The following is a 15,400-nucleotide window of genomic DNA, read 5'->3' as shown; positions in this document are numbered from 1 at the left end:
TACTTCAATTAACGTGTCAGCTTAAATGCGTGATTAAGTTCGCTAACGAATCTTCCCTCAATGATAAACATTAAACATTACAAGTTTGTCATATTTCCAAAGTTCCTACTTTCATTTTTGTTTTTTCTGGATTTTTTATCTACTGCACAGAAAGCAAATTAAGTAATTCTTAGTTTTAAAATTAGTGATACCACTTCAATCACGTCATTTTACTATGTGCAAGAATGCCAACTCACTTGAGTAGGAGGAAGGCATGGTACTAACGGAAGGTGAAAAATTGAATGCGTTAATGTTGGCTGACTTATACGAGAATTTGGAGGTAAAAGGCGATATCGACCCTAGTTTTATCAAAACCGCTATTTACAACAATCACTGTTGGAGCATTTCTTTTAGGTACCCCAGTATTTTTTCAAAAAGCCGGGAATTGCCTGAAAAAGTAAACGACGTATTTGAAATTTTAGAAATGTGGCAATTCATCGAGCGTCATTGTTTGTTGCTCAATGAAGAGGAAAAAACGAGACTCACACGGGCGATTAAACCACTGCGAAGCAACCCCAAATTTGAGGGATTTGATGGCAACAACGAAACGGAATATATGGAGATCACACAGTGTATCGTGGAGGAACTCGAACTTTTTCAAGAATTTAAAGGTAGAAGCTTTAACTCGTATGCTCCATCGATAGACGGCTACAAACGGATGCTAGTTGTTTATGAGAAAATAAAACAAGCTAGTCTGTACGGAAACCAAATAGGAGTCGAAGAAATTGCTCGCGTATTACATGAAATGCTATACCTAAAACAAATTTACTAACGTCAAATAGTTTCAGTTTGCTAGGGTCGCGTAAAGCGGCCTTTTTATTTCCTTTTTGGCGACTCCCTAGTCACTACTTATCGACTCCGAATCCTTTGCTACGCGAAATCTCAGACAAAAAAAATGCTCGCTATACTGGGATATAACGAGCAATCGCTAAAAAACGCACTATTTGATAATCAAGTTATCTATGACTTAGTGTCAGACTTACAATAAGCAGCGCACAAACAAAAGTATGTAGTCGGATTCTTGGTCTAAAATCCTTTTTGTCGGATTGTTATGACAAACAAAAATTAAATGGCGCAAAAAATGTAGGAAGGCAAATGTGAAGCGCTAAACAGCAGATAAAAAAAATGCTCGCCATACCTAAGATTACGACGAGCCTAACACCAACAATACATTGTCGAAAATAAACTTCTATTGCTATTTATGAAGCAACACCAGAGTAGTCAACCTCGAAACAAATGTATGTCATCTGATTCTGCTTTTCTGTCGTTTTATGTCAGATGTTGATGACAAAAAAGGCCGCTATCTCTAGCGACCTTAGCAGTACTCAGTGTGGTGTTATTCCGCCGCAGCTTCTGTTTGCTTAGGCGTTTTCACGTCTTCAAACACTTGCACAGGTTTCGCGACGATGCTGCGGTTCTCTTGGTTAACATCGTTGAGAACAACTTCAAGAACATCACCCAGACGGTAAACCACTTCTTTGTCGATAGAGATCATGCCCGATTCGCCATCGCACGCCAAACGTTCTTTGTTCGCAAGAATCAAAGAGCCTGGAATAAACGCTGCCGCACCGTTTTCTAATAGACGGATTCGAGCGCCAGCGCGTGAGATATCAAAGATCTCGCCGTTAAACACCGTGCCTTTTTCAACTTCACCCGCCAAAGTACGCGCGTAAAGCCAGTCGCCCACGTTACGCTCTGCAATCTTGTGGTGCTTGCGGTGCAGTGCCAGCTCTTCGCCCACAGTTTCATCCGCGGTTTGTACTGGCTCTTTACCCAACACATGTGCTTTTAGCATGCGGTGGTTAATCATGTCACCGTATTTACGGATTGGTGATGTCCACGTTGCGTACAGGTCTAGGCCCATCGCGTAATGTGGTAGTGGTTGGTTACCAATTTCGCTGTAAGTTTGGAACTTACGGATACGGTTATCGAGGTATGACGTTTCTTGCGTCGCTAACCAGCGGCGTAGTTCAGCAAAACCTTCTAGAGTCGCAATAGATTCCGCAGTGAACGGTAGTTCGCCGTCAGGGTTGATCAGCGCAACCACTTCTTCGATTTTCTCTGGTTTGAAACCCGCGTGAGTGTTAAACACACCCGAATCAAAGTTCGCTTTTAGCGTACGACCTGCACAGATGTTTGCGGTGATCATCGCTTCTTCAACCAAACGGTTTGCACTACGACGCATGTCAGCGTGGATAGCCACGACGTCGTTGTCTTCGCTTAGCTCAAATCGGTAATCTGGACGGTCTGGGAACACAACCGCGTTCTTCTCACGCCACTCTGCGCGCGCTTTAGAGAACTCGTACAAGTCGCGCACAATTTCCGCAATGTCATCGCTTGGCAGCCAAGCGTCTGAGGTGCCGTTTTCGATCCAGTCAGAAACGTTGTCGTAAACCAAACGAGCATGAGACTTAATGTTGGCAGCGAAGAACTTGATGTCATCCCCAATCACGCCGTCTTTACTGACCGTTACGCTACAACATAGTGCTGGGCGAACTTCGTTCTCAATCAACGAACACAGCTCATCCGCTAGATCGCGTGGGAGCATCGGGATATTGCGGCCTGGAAGATAAATAGTGAAACCACGCTCGCGTGCCACTTTATCCATATCGCTATCTGGCGTGATGTAAGCGGTTGGATCGGCAATCGCAATCGTCAGCTCAAAGTCGCCAGATTCGGTTTTCTTCGCGTACAGCGCATCGTCCATATCTTTTGTTGATTCACCATCGATGGTCACGAAAGGAACATGAGTCATGTCTACGCGTTCGAGATCTGCGTCGTCTTTGATTTCCCAGTTATCGATGCCCGCAGGTTCGCTATTAGGCAGATCGTTTTCCGCCAACGTTACCCACCAAGGTGCGATCTTGTCGTCGGCGTCGGTGATCTTTTCAGAGATTTCAACGAAGAAGCCGTTGTCACCTTTTAGCGGGTGACGAATTAGGTGAGCAACCACCCAATCGCCCTCTTTCAGATCATCGCTCTTAATGCCCTTACGGGTTTTCGCTTTGAGAGACAGCTTTTTCAATTGAGGGTGATCCGGTGCAACGTTCAGCTTACCTTTGAACAGTTTCACTCGACCGATAAAGCGAGTCAGAGATTGTTCCAATAACTCTTCTGGTTCAGCAACTTCACGCTCTTTTTCAGTACGGATGATCGCCTTTACTTTGTCGCCGTGTAAGCACTTTTTCATGTACGGTGGCGGAATAAAGAAGCTGGTTTTACTGTCGACTTCAAGGAAACCAAAGCCTTTGTCCGTTGCTTTGATTGTACCTTCCTTTTTAGGTAGGTTCTCTTGGATTTGCTGCTTAAGTTGAGCCAGTAGCGGGTTATCTTGGAACATCTCTACATTTCTTACTGGAAAAATTGCCGACACTATAACATTGCCGCTATAGCCAAGCTAGCTTGAGGCCATGTCTATCGACAGAATTATCGCCATCAACGAACTATCAATCACTTGGCGTAACTCAAATGTGACGTAAATATGAACAGATTCTCCGCTGTCGAGAAAAATATGTGATGTATTTCAATTTTTTCTGGCTTTTCTTATGCTTTTAGGGAATAATTCGCCCCCTTATATATATGTCCCTAGCGGCTTGATGCGATTTACGACTTATCCGCATCTGAACGGAATCAGCAATTTAACTGGATTGGTATTGGAATTGGTAGAGCTCGTGGGACCTTTTGTTGACATTAATTAGTAGGATCCCAATGACAGATTCTGTAATTCAGTTTAGCGATCTAGCGCTTAACGACTCTATCCTTTCGGCTCTTGACGGAATGGGTTTCGTTTCACCAACTCCAATTCAGGCGGCGGCTATTCCTCACCTGATGGCTGGTTCAGACGCACTAGGTAAAGCTCAAACTGGTACTGGTAAAACAGCAGCTTTCTCTCTGCCACTTCTAAACAAGGTTGATTTCTCTCAACGTAAGCCACAAGCAATCGTGCTTGCTCCAACTCGTGAGCTAGCGATTCAGGTTGCAGCTGAGATGAAAAACCTAGGTAAAAACATCTCTGGCCTTAAAGTACTAGAAATCTACGGTGGTGCATCTATCGTTGATCAGATGCGTGCTCTTAAAAATGGCGCACAAATCATCGTTGGTACACCAGGTCGTGTTCAAGACCTTATCAACCGCGATCGCCTTCACCTAGACGAAGTACACACTTTCGTTCTTGATGAAGCAGACGAAATGCTAAACATGGGTTTCGTTGACGACGTAACAGCGATCATGGAACACGCACCATCATCTGCACAGCGCGTATTATTCTCTGCAACTATGCCTCCAATGCTGAAAAACATTGTTGAGCGCTTCCTACGTGAACCAGTAACGATTGACGTTGCAGGTAAAAACCACACGGTAGATAAAGTAGAGCAACAATTCTGGGTTGTTAAAGGCGTAGAAAAAGACGAAGCAATGTCTCGTCTACTAGAAACTGAAGAGACTGACGCGTCAATCGTATTCGTACGTACTCGTCAGGACACTGAGCGTCTAGCAGATTGGCTATGTGCACGTGGTTTTAAAGCATCTGCACTACACGGTGACATCCCTCAATCTCTACGCGAGCGTACGGTTGACCACATCAAACAAGGTGTTATCGACATCCTTGTTGCAACTGACGTTGTTGCTCGTGGTCTTGACGTTCCTCGTATTACACACGTATTTAACTACGACATCCCATTCGATGTTGAGTCTTACATCCACCGTATCGGCCGTACTGGTCGTGCTGGACGTAAAGGTAAAGCGATCCTTCTAGTTCGCACTAACCAAATGCGTATGCTTCGCACTATCGAGCGTGTAACTAAGTCTTCAATGGAAGAAATCCAACTTCCACTGCGTGACAAAGTTGCAGAGGCTCGTCTAGTTAAACTAGGTGCAGAACTAGAAGCAGACAAAGAACACAAAGCGCTAGAGAAATTCTCTGAGCTTGTTGAAAAACTGCAAGAAACGCTAGAAATCGATGCAACCGCACTGGCTGCAATCCTTCTTAAGCGCCAGCAAGGCAAACGCCCTCTATTCTACATTGGCGAAGACCCAATGGTTGAAGCAATTGAGCGTGATAAGAAACGTCGTCAAGAGCGTCGCGAAGGTGGCCGTGATGGTCGTCGTGAAGGCGGTCGTGGCTTCAACAGCAACCAAGATTGGGATACTTACCAATTCCAAGTTGGTCGCGAGCAAGGCGTTCAAGTGAAAGACATCGTTGGTGCACTAGCAAACGAGCTAGGCCTAACTAAAGGTTCTATCGGCGCGATCAAACTGGATCAAGGCGAAACTTACGTTCAGCTACCAAAAGCGATGTCTTCAGACGCAGCAACTAAGCTAAGCAAACTGCGTATTCGTCAGAAACAAGTCGATGCTGTTGTTTGTGACTTCAACGATTTCCGTGAGCCTCGTGGTCGCCGTGAAGGTGGTCGTGGTCGCGATGGTGGTCGTCGTGAAGGTGGTTTCCGTAATCGTGATGGAAACCGTGAAGGCAACCGCGAAGGCGGCGGCTACCGTGGCAACCGTGAAGGTGGTCGTGGTAATCGTGAAGGCAGCGGCCGTGATGGCGAGCGTCGTTTCGACCGTAACCGTGGTGGTGACCACCGTGGTAACTACCGTGGCGAACGTGGTCATGGACGTACTCGTCGCAGCGAAGGTTAATCCTTGCTGATACGCACATGAATACAAAAAGCCAGTAGCGATGCTACTGGCTTTTTTTGTTAACTCTTAAATGAGTTCGGAAAAGGTTAGTTAACTCACTCGTTTCACGGTTTTTCGTTCCACCAGCGTAGGCTCAAGCTGCACCACTTGCGGTTCAGTTTCTCCGCCATCTAACTTATTCAACAAGGCTTCTACTGCCGCTTTGCCTAAACGGTATTTTGGCTGGTGTACCGTAGTCAGTGCCGGAGTCATAAATTTCGCGATATGAATATCATCGTAGCCGATAATCGAAAGATCGTCCGGAATACGAATACCTCGCTCGTTCGCCGCGTGAATCACGCCCATCGCCATCATATCGTTACACACAAAAATCGCGTCAGGTAATGTTCCTTTGTCGCACATTTTAATAAACGACTCATAGCCACCTTCACACTCGAAGTCTGACTCGATGATCCAGTTAGAATTGAACTCTAGCCCTGATTCATTCAATGCGCGTTTATAGCCTTCGTAACGCATTTGCGCCTGATGCTTAACCAGCGGCCCGGTAATACAACCAATGTGCTTATGTCCCGCATCCACCAAGTGCTTCGCCGCCATATAGCCACCGCGCAGTGAGTTATCTTGAATCTTGTCACTGGTAAACAACATCGGTCCCCAGTCCATCACCACCACGGGAATGTCTGGGTACTTTTCAAACACATCGATACGCTCGCCTTCCAACGAGGAACACATCAGAATCAAGCCATCGACACGCTTTTGCAGCAGGGTGTTAATTGATTCACGCATACGCTCATTGTCACCCTCCGTGTTACACAAAATGAGGTTGTACCCTTTGTGATAACAGCTGCGCTCGACCCCTTTCACCACTTCACCAAAAAACGGGTTGGTTGATGTCGTAACCAGCATGCCGATGGTTTTGGTGCGATTGATTTTCAGGCTGCGAGCTAGCGCGGAAGGTGCATAATTGAGCTCCTGAGCAGCCTTGTTGACTCGCTCAGAAATCTCTTCACTGACAAATCGCGACTTGTTGATTACATGGCTAACGGTTGAGGTCGATACCCCCGCCAGTCTCGCAATGTCTTTCATTGTTGCCATGCAATATCCTCTTTCAAACTGGCGAAAATACTAACTAAGCTTGCTCAGCTAGAAAGGCATCGACTTCTTCTCGGCTAGGGATAGAGGTTTGTGCACCAAAACGCGTGACCGAGATTGCTGCCGCCGCATGAGCAAACTTAATTGCTGATTTTAGAGGCAATTGTTCCAATAAACCAGTGACCAATGCCCCATTAAAGGTATCGCCTGCTGCGGTAGTATCAGTCGCCTTAACTCTGAAACCGGCAATCAATTCACCTTGCCCCGCACGACTTAACCAAACGCCTTTTGCGCCAAGTGTAATCAATACGGTGTCGATACCCTTTCTGTGAAGCGCATTCGCGGCTTCTTGCGCGGTCGCATCATCAATAACTTCAATACCCGTAAGCACTTCCGCTTCGGTTTCGTTCGGAGTGATGATGTCGACACAAGATAGTAGCTCATCAGACAACGCTTTTGCTGGCGCTGGGTTGAGGATCACCGTAGTGTGCGCTTGTTTCGCCACTTGTGCCGCCTTTTCAATGCCGCAAAGTGATGTTTCAAGCTGCATCAACAAATAGTTGGCCTGACGAATGCGTTCAAGGTCAGGCTCAATGGCTTCAGCAGTCAACTGAGCGTTGGCTTCCGCAGAAATGCAGATGCTGTTCTCGCCGCTGTCAGAGACTTGAATCATCGCGATACCGGTTGGGCAGTTGGGCTGCATTTTGACCGCACCGATATCGATGCTATCCATTTTGAAGTTTTCACGAATATTGATGCCAAACGCATCATCACCAACACAGGCAATAAAGCCGGTATCTGCTTTTAGGCGCGCGGCTGCCACCGCTTGGTTCGCCCCTTTGCCACCTGGGATAACTTGGTAATTACGACCATGGAGCGTCTCGCCTGGACGAGGAAAAGAAGGCACTTGAAGAACATGGTCAGCGTTAACACTACCTAAAACCACTAACTTATTCATACGGTTATCCTCGGTTCTCTAGAACCTTTATACAATTTCAACAGTTAATAAGTTTGTGCTCTCGTAAAAGCACAAGCTTATTGGCCCTCCCCCTCTAAACGACAGATTACAACGAGGGAGAGGACACAATTTGGCTCACGCCAATGTTAAGGACGGCTTCTCGCCCTAATAGGTGTCAGTTATTTAGTCACCACTTTTAGTGGTACTGGGATGTATTGCTCAACCGACTCGCCTTTTAGTACTTTGGCTGCAGTTTCAATGCCTAGTGCACCAATTAGCTCTGGTTGCTGCGCTACCGTCGCTGCCAGTTTGCCGCGATTCACCGCAGCAATACCGTCGTCTGTACCGTCAAAGCCGACGATCATCACATCTTTACCTGACGCTTGTACCGCACGTAGTGCACCCAACGCCATTTCGTCGTTTTGTGCGAATACCGCTTGAACATCTGGGTTGGCCGCTAACAGGTTCTCCATTACGTTCAGGCCTTTAGTACGATCGAAATCAGCAGGCTGGCTTGCGAGCAGTTCCATCTCGCTACCTTTCACTGAGTTCATAAAGCCTTCACCACGTTCACGCGCGGCAGAAGTCCCCGCAATGCCTTCTAGCTGGATAACTTTCGCCTTCTCACCCACTTTTTCCATGATGAAGCGACCAGCCATTTCACCGCCAGCTACGTTGTCTGACGCGATGTGGCTAACAACGTCCCCACGGCTTGCACCACGGTCGAGCGTCAGTACAGGGATGTTTGAACGGTTTGCCATGCGAATCGCGTTCGATACCGCATCGGAATCCGTTGGGTTGATCAAAATGGCTTTAACACCACGAACCGTTAAGTCTTCCACGTTAGAAAGCTCTTTGCTCGGGTCGTTTTGAGAATCTAGAACGATTAGGTCGTAACCCAGTTCTTTGGCTTTTGCTTCTGCACCGTCTTTCATCGTAACGAAGAACGGGTTGTTCAACGTAGACAGTACGATAGCCATCGTGTCTTGTGCCTGTGCTGAAACGGAAACAGTGGACGAAAGAAGTGCAGCAGAGATAAGAGTTGCGAGTTTTTTCATTGTGTTAGTCCTTGTGTAGGGTGGCTCGAAGTCCTTTCCTCCGAGCCTGTTATGAATCACTTGTTTTTGTTGTCTACCAATACTGCCAGTAGGATAACGACCGCTTTCGCAATCATTTGGTAGTAAGAAGATACGTCGAGTAGGTTTAGAGCGTTGTTAAGGAAGCCGATGATCAGCGCACCAATCAAGGTGCCCATGATGCGGCCTTTACCGCCCATTAAGCTGGTACCGCCGAGTACCACTGCGGCAATCGCATCCAGCTCGTATCCCATGCCTGCAGTCGGCTGCGCAGACGAAAGACGTGACGTAATGATGATGCCCGCGAGAGCGGCAAGTAGACCACAGATGGCGTACACGCCAATCTTCACGCGGTCAACATTGATTCCCGATAAGCGAGTCGCTGACTCGTTGCCACCTAGCGCGTAAACGTAGCGGCCAAAACGAGTATGGTTAAGCACATACCAAGCCGCAGCGAACACCACCACCATGATCCAAACTGGAACAGGGATACCCAGCGCGTAGCCAGTACCGAACCAAGCAAAAGCATCAGCGGTATCGGTAAAGCCTGTCGAGATTGGACGACCTTCGGTGTACACCATAGTTACACCACGTAGCAGCGTCATTGTGACTAGCGTTGCAATGAACGCCTGTACTTTACCTTTGGCGATAATAATGCCGCTGATCGCACCCAGTGCCGCACCGGCAAACAAAGCGGTCGGTACAGCAATCAGTACCGGAACTTCCATCGCAATCAAGCTAGCGGCAAAAGCACCACACAGCGCGAGTACCGAACCAACACTCAAATCAATCCCGGCGGTTAAGATAACCAACGTCATACCTACCGCAATAATCGCATTCACAGAGGTTTGACGCAGAATGTTAAGAATGTTGTCGACGGTAAAAAAGTTCGGATTGAGGAAAGAGACCACAACAATCAAGAACAGTAATGCAATCAGCGATTTTTGTTCAATCAGCCATTCTTTGCTGAACAGCTTCTTGCTGCCAGTTTCATTTGGTTTGCTCATCGTGTTAGTACTCATGCTGCTTCCTCGTTAATATTTTTGCCAACGGCACAGGCCAGTAGTTTTTCCTGATCGGCATCTTTTGCATCAAATTCACCGCTGATACGACCTTCGTGCATCACCAAAATGCGGTCGCTCATGCCCAATACTTCAGGCATTTCGGAAGAGACGAGGATGATGCTCATCCCATCAGCTTTGAATTTATTAATTAGTTGGTAGATCTCTTTCTTGGCACCAACGTCAACACCACGTGTTGGCTCGTCGAGAATGAGAACTTTAGGTTTGGTCATTAGACCTTTAGCTATCGCAACCTTTTGCTGGTTACCGCCAGACAGGTTGCCAATAATTTGATCGCGGGTTGGCGTCTTGATGTTGAAGAGTTTGATGAAGTCTTCAACGGCAATCACTTCTTCGTTGTGTTGGATACGACCACCTTTGGTTAGCTTATCCAGCGCACACAGTGACATGTTTTCTTTCACCGACAGACCCAACACTAAACCGTCGCCTTTACGGTCTTCCGAAATATAAGCAATACCATTGGCCAAGCCGTCTTGCGGGCTTACAGGATTAATGGTTTTGTGGTCTAAGTTGATCACGCCGCGCTCACTTGGCAACGCGCCATAAATCACTTTCATCAACTCGGTTCGACCCGCGCCCATCAAGCCTGAAATACCGAGAATCTCACCACGTTTGAGGGTAAAGCTGACGTCTTTCACACCCGAACCCGTCAGGCCAATCACCTCAAGACAAGTTTCGCCGTGACGCACGTCGATGCGTGGGTATTGTTCATCGAGTTTACGGCCGACCATCATTTCAATCAGGCCGTCTTCATCGGTATCGGAAACTTGACACTCACCGATAAATTTGCCATCACGCAACACGGTAATGTCATCGCAAATCTGAAAGATTTCTTTCAGGCGGTGCGAGATGTACACAATGCCGCAGCCTTGGTCGCGCAATTCGTTGATCACGCTAAACAGCGATTCAGTTTCGGTATCGGTCAACGCATCGGTTGGTTCATCCATAATGATGACTTTCGACTCAAACGACAGTGCTTTGGCAATTTCCACCATTTGCTGCTCGCCTAAACTCAAGTCGCCCAATAACGTCTTCGAGCTGTGTTTGACGTTCAAGCGCGCCAGCAGCTTGTCGGCTTCAACGTACATTTTGTCCCACTGAATGCGTCCCATCACGCCTGTGAACTCTCGGCCAAGGAATATGTTTTCCGCAATGGTGAGTTCTGGGATCAAGTTAAGCTCTTGGTGAATAATACTGATGCCCGCGTGTTGAGAGTCTCGCGGGCCTTTAAATGCCGCTGGGCTGCCTTGGTAGTGAATCGAACCCGCATCTTTGCTGTAGATGCCAGTCAGCACTTTCATCAAGGTAGATTTACCAGCGCCATTCTCACCCATAAGTGCCATCACTCGACCTGGGTATACGTTAAGACTGGCTTTGTCTAACGCCTTCACACCTGGGAATGCTTTCTCAATCTCGCTTAGTTGTAAGATGGCTTGAGTCATATTCAATCCTTAATTTGTGTGGTTTAAAACACCACACCAGCTTGAAAAATCACATTCGCGTATGGCGTGCATTCACCAGTACGAACGACGGCTCTGCTCTGCTGAGAGCGAGATTTAAATTCTTCGTGTGATAGATAAGAAATGGCGATGGTTTTGCCAGTTTTCTCTTGCTCGCTAGCAAGCTCTTCCAGCAGTGCTTCATGCAGCTGTGGACTGACGGAAGCAAACTCTTCAGCCATGATCACGCCTTCAACCTGAGATTCACTCAACCAAACACGCACCGTTTGCAAAAAGCTTGGGACTCCATGAGTCAGGGCAAGATCTATGCGCTGCACCGATGGCGGGATGGGTAGTCCGGCGTCACAAATGGTGACTTCATCGGTATGTCCTAGCGTGGCAACTAAGTAAGAAAGTTCAGAGTTAATCAGGGTACTTTTTTTCATCTCATCGACCTATGTCATTCACGTTTAGACAAACAAGAGCTTTCAAAACCTGCCATTTTCGTACTGACAGAAAACTCATCGAAACGTTTCGATGAAATCTTAATAGCTATCTGTAAATTTGCGAGAAGGGACGAGTAATTGTGTGAAATGGATCTTTTAAGTAACTAAAAACCGCTTCAAAAAGTGATTTCATTCACTAATTTGATATTTAAAGATCGCAAGAACGAATGAATTTTACCTGCCGCAAACACACTGATCGATAAAATTTAGGTATAGTGTCGCCAATTAGATTCAGGAACAAAACATGAAAAAAATTACATTTATGTTGTTTGCGCTAGTGACTTTAAGCGCGTGTGAAGACGAAGTTGGCACCCAATCTTGGTGTGATGAAATGGACAGTACGCCAAAGACAGAATGGAATGCACAAGGTGCGGTGGATTACGCTAAACATTGTGTTTTGCTTGATGCAGTGGGCAGCCAAGCATGGTGTGAACAGCTGGAAAACAAGCCTAAAGCAGATTGGTCAACCAACGACGCGACAAGCTACGCTAAATACTGCATTCTTTAAACTCAGATCAATGCCTATAAACTAGAAAAAGCTGCCAATTGGCAGCTTTTTTTTCACTTTAAATGAGCGGTTAGGCTCTTTCTTCAAGTGAGATGTTATTGTTTGCCCACAGTAGAGCTTGCAAACGGTTCTTGGCATTAATCTTCTTAAAGATATTGTGCAAGTGTGTTTTTACCGTGTTTTCACTCACATATAGCTTATCAGCGATCTGTAAGTTTGAAGCGCCATGCCCAAGCAGACGCATGATCTCTTTCTCTCGCTTAGTCAGGTTGGCGTACGCTTGAGAAGTCGTCACCGTGTTTGCACATCGGAAGTACTCGATGTAGTCCTGCGCCACTCTACGTGACAACCACATCTCACCATCCATAATTTTTGCCATCCCTCTTAGCAGAAGGTCGATGTCATCATCGACATAGAAAACGCCCGCTAAGTTATGCCATCGGAACAGTCGATTTGAAGCGACATCCTTTGGGCAGTTGATTACGATTTCCTTTGCCGGTTGTTCGTAATTCGCACGCGCTTGGCTATATTGGCTTAGTTTTTCATCATCAAGATATTGAAAATCGAATAGTACAACGTCGCCGAGACTATGTTCATTATTAGATTCACTGAGCTGCTCTAGAGTTAAAAGATCAACTTTGAGCTGTAGCCCCCTTTCTAGTGAATCCTTAAATAAGTTCGACTGCATATTCACATCCGATAAAAGGGTGATTCGATAGGTATTTTCCATAATCGTCAATCTCCAGCTCGGTTACTCGGTCTCCTAGACTATCTAACTTTTAGCATTATCTAGTCAATATCGCTCATACTCAAACTGGTGGAAAATCAGCGAAAAACACTTATTATTCAAATAATTATTAAATAGTTCTTAAGTTTGAGAAAACGTAATATTAAAGTTTAGTCCTATATATAGCTATCAATAGCGCGTTCCGAAGCATCAAGATCACAAATAAACTAATGGCGCTGATGAAAGAGAACGCCCCGCCACCACTCCGGCTAAAGATAGTACTCACGGCATCTGGATCGGCGCCTCCAGGATCGTTGTTAATCAGTACACGTACGCCATTTTGTACCTCAACGTACGCTTTAGGTTCGACTTCCCCATTCAGTACTTTGGTTATCCATGCCTGATAGTCGTACACATCCGTGTAAATCGAGCTCACACTGTAATTTGGGTCACCACAGGAGACTGGGCCGAAACTGGTAATACCGACTTGTACATATTGCATACCGTCGAAATAGTAGATTGGCCCCCCTGAGTCACCGATACAGGTTGAGTTCTGCAAGCCATTGACGATCTCGCCACCAAAGCAAAGCTGTTTACTGGTGATTTTGCTACCGATTTCAAATCGACATTGTGAGGTCGACACGTAATCCATCTCTGTTTCCAGTAATTCAGTGCCTCCTCGAACACCATCTTCAATGTAACCATGACCAACGGCTCGAAATTCGGAATTGGGCGGATAACTGTTATTCAGCGAGCTATTGAGAAGAGACCTTAAGTTGCCAGTAGAGAGCGCAGTTTCTAGTTTAATGATGGCAATATCGTCTGGCCACAACTCAACAGAAGAATTGATGAACGTATCTGGGTAGTAGAATTCGGCTGCGCGAGCCTGTTCATTTGAGAGGAATTGGCTTTCGTCTTGCAGTTGCGGCGCAACCACGGTGTACAACATCATATCGTCATCACCATAGACACAGTGGGCTGCGGTCAACACATATTGACTGTTGATCATCGTAGCGCCACAGAAGCTGCGCGTGCTATAGACTGTATTGTCGCGGTAAAACAAGCTGGCAAACGATGGATAATCACTAACCGTCGCTGTTGTACCGTTTACGATATAAGGCTTCACTTCCACTGCGTTAACCGAAGTACAAGCGAGCAGTGCCAAAAAGAAGCTCAACCGCCAAAGCATGGATCTTCTCCCTCTTTTGTATGACTTAAAATATAGTCGAGTCCTAAAAGAAGAGAGAAGTTATTGTGCCGTTTGTGAACTGTGAAGCTTACGTCTGAAGCCAATAAGAGCCAATACGAACATCGATAGCGCACCTAAAGAGCCGCCACCACCGGAACTACTTTGGCTAGAGCTATCATCGTCTGTACTCGTGATTGAGGAAGTCGTAGCGCCACCACTGGCTAAGAACTCCGCACGTTGCTGATCGTTGACCACGACTTTAGGTAACGCCGTACCGGCGAGTACAGATTGAATCCAGTCGTGGTATCTTGCGACCTCAGTAAATACCGAGTTGGGCTCTACTCCCGGGTCACCGCAGGTAGTCGGGCCAAAACTGGTGATACCGACTTGCCTACCTTGCCAGTAGAGCGGTCCACCCGAGTCCCCCTGACACGTAGCATTGTCATAAACAACCGTTGCTGCGCCCGTCATGCACAAATTCTCTGACGTATCAGCGTTTAGATACACATTGCAATTGGCATTATCCACAAAGCTCAGTTGCGTATCTTGCAGCGTATCACTGTCATCCACATTAGATTGGGTATTACCGTGGCCTACTGCATAAAATGCCTCGGTTGTTTTACGGTAATCACCGATATTTGCTATATCGACAAATGTTGCATAGCTCGACACCGCAGTAATTGGCGACGCTAGTTTTAGAATCGCAATATCATCTTGCAGGGTCGTGTTATTGTATGTATCGGGGTAGTAATACTCCTCCACCATCACGCGCTGTAAAACGGAATATGGGAAGTCGCTTTCGTTTTGCAATTGAGGCACGGCAGAGGTAAATAACTGGGTATCCTGATCGCCGTAAATACAGTGAGCTGCGGTGAGAACATATTGGTCGGCAAGTAACGTCGCACCACAATATGGCCCAACGCCGTACCGACGATCATAATTGATACGGTCATAGAAAAGGCTAACAAAAGACGGATATTTGATTGCGCTAATGTCATTGCCATTCACGATGTAAGGCGTGACTTCAACTGACGCTGCTGCATTTAGTACGGTCAATAAACCCGCTGTGAATACAACTTTTTTCATTCGTTAACTCTTAACTACAACTTTATGGCTAGTTTCGAATATACATACAAAAAAACCT

General features: G+C 46.4%; 13 protein-coding genes. 3 read left to right on the top strand and 10 right to left on the bottom strand.

The window, feature by feature from the left end; genetic code table 11:
- Positions 1 to 253: 253 nt before the first annotated feature.
- Positions 254 to 811: a YfbU family protein gene (locus HCZ42_RS08700; RefSeq protein WP_167420321.1), complete on the top strand. Its 558-nt coding sequence runs from the start codon at positions 254 to 256 to the stop codon at positions 809 to 811.
- A 564-nt stretch (positions 812 to 1,375) separates the two neighbouring features.
- On the opposite strand, the gene rnb is transcribed toward HCZ42_RS08700, so the two are convergent.
- Positions 1,376 to 3,379 carry an exoribonuclease II gene (gene rnb, locus HCZ42_RS08695; RefSeq protein ID WP_167420320.1) on the bottom strand — a complete coding sequence of 668 codons (2,004 nt, stop codon included), beginning with the start codon at positions 3,377 to 3,379 and terminating at the stop codon, positions 1,376 to 1,378.
- 368 nt (positions 3,380 to 3,747) lie between these two features.
- Between rnb and HCZ42_RS08690 the strand changes: the two genes are divergently transcribed.
- Positions 3,748 to 5,679, top strand: coding sequence for a DEAD/DEAH box helicase (locus HCZ42_RS08690; protein ID WP_167420319.1), 1,932 nt, complete (start codon positions 3,748 to 3,750; stop codon positions 5,677 to 5,679).
- A gap of 90 nt (positions 5,680 to 5,769) precedes the next feature.
- On the opposite strand, the gene HCZ42_RS08685 is transcribed toward HCZ42_RS08690, so the two are convergent.
- The 6 genes from HCZ42_RS08685 to rbsD form a co-directional block, all read right to left on the bottom strand.
- Positions 5,770 to 6,774 (bottom strand): substrate-binding domain-containing protein, encoded by a 1,005-nt coding sequence (locus HCZ42_RS08685; protein ID WP_167420318.1) that lies wholly within the window; start codon positions 6,772 to 6,774, stop codon positions 5,770 to 5,772.
- A 34-nt stretch (positions 6,775 to 6,808) separates the two neighbouring features.
- Positions 6,809 to 7,729, bottom strand: coding sequence for a ribokinase (gene rbsK, locus HCZ42_RS08680; RefSeq protein WP_167420317.1), 921 nt, complete (start codon positions 7,727 to 7,729; stop codon positions 6,809 to 6,811).
- A gap of 179 nt (positions 7,730 to 7,908) precedes the next feature.
- On the bottom strand, positions 7,909 to 8,787 hold the full coding sequence (rbsB, locus tag HCZ42_RS08675; protein ID WP_167420316.1) for a ribose ABC transporter substrate-binding protein RbsB: 879 nt from the start codon (positions 8,785 to 8,787) through the stop codon (positions 7,909 to 7,911).
- 56 nt (positions 8,788 to 8,843) lie between these two features.
- Positions 8,844 to 9,827, bottom strand: coding sequence for a ribose ABC transporter permease (gene rbsC, locus HCZ42_RS08670; RefSeq protein WP_167420315.1), 984 nt, complete (start codon positions 9,825 to 9,827; stop codon positions 8,844 to 8,846).
- On the bottom strand, positions 9,824 to 11,329 hold the full coding sequence (gene rbsA, locus HCZ42_RS08665) for a ribose ABC transporter ATP-binding protein RbsA (protein WP_167420314.1): 1,506 nt from the start codon (positions 11,327 to 11,329) through the stop codon (positions 9,824 to 9,826). Before rbsA ends, rbsC begins: the two co-directional genes overlap by 4 nt.
- 23 nt (positions 11,330 to 11,352) lie before the next feature.
- Positions 11,353 to 11,772: a D-ribose pyranase gene (gene rbsD, locus HCZ42_RS08660; protein WP_167420313.1), complete on the bottom strand. Its 420-nt coding sequence runs from the start codon at positions 11,770 to 11,772 to the stop codon at positions 11,353 to 11,355.
- A 304-nt stretch (positions 11,773 to 12,076) separates the two neighbouring features.
- Between rbsD and HCZ42_RS08655 the strand changes: the two genes are divergently transcribed.
- The gene (locus HCZ42_RS08655; protein WP_167420312.1) at positions 12,077 to 12,340 is read left to right on the top strand and encodes a DUF3012 domain-containing protein; all 264 of its coding nucleotides are present in this window, start codon (positions 12,077 to 12,079) and stop codon (positions 12,338 to 12,340) included.
- A gap of 70 nt (positions 12,341 to 12,410) precedes the next feature.
- Here the strand turns inward: HCZ42_RS08655 and HCZ42_RS08650 are convergent, their stop codons facing one another.
- From HCZ42_RS08650 to HCZ42_RS08640, 3 genes are all read right to left on the bottom strand, one after another.
- Positions 12,411 to 13,070 carry a LuxR C-terminal-related transcriptional regulator gene (locus HCZ42_RS08650; RefSeq protein WP_167420311.1) on the bottom strand — a complete coding sequence of 220 codons (660 nt, stop codon included), beginning with the start codon at positions 13,068 to 13,070 and terminating at the stop codon, positions 12,411 to 12,413.
- A gap of 160 nt (positions 13,071 to 13,230) precedes the next feature.
- Complete coding sequence (locus HCZ42_RS08645) at positions 13,231 to 14,256, bottom strand: S1 family peptidase (protein ID WP_167420310.1); 1,026 nt, start codon at positions 14,254 to 14,256, stop codon at positions 13,231 to 13,233.
- A 60-nt stretch (positions 14,257 to 14,316) separates the two neighbouring features.
- Complete coding sequence (locus HCZ42_RS08640) at positions 14,317 to 15,342, bottom strand: S1 family peptidase (protein WP_167420309.1); 1,026 nt, start codon at positions 15,340 to 15,342, stop codon at positions 14,317 to 14,319.
- Positions 15,343 to 15,400 lie beyond the last annotated feature (58 nt).

The organism is Vibrio hepatarius, from assembly GCF_011806575.1.
GTDB classification, from domain to species: domain Bacteria; phylum Pseudomonadota; class Gammaproteobacteria; order Enterobacterales; family Vibrionaceae; genus Vibrio; species Vibrio hepatarius_A.
The sequence above is the reverse complement of the archived record's forward strand: the minus strand, read 5'-3'. Positions and strand labels throughout refer to the sequence as shown.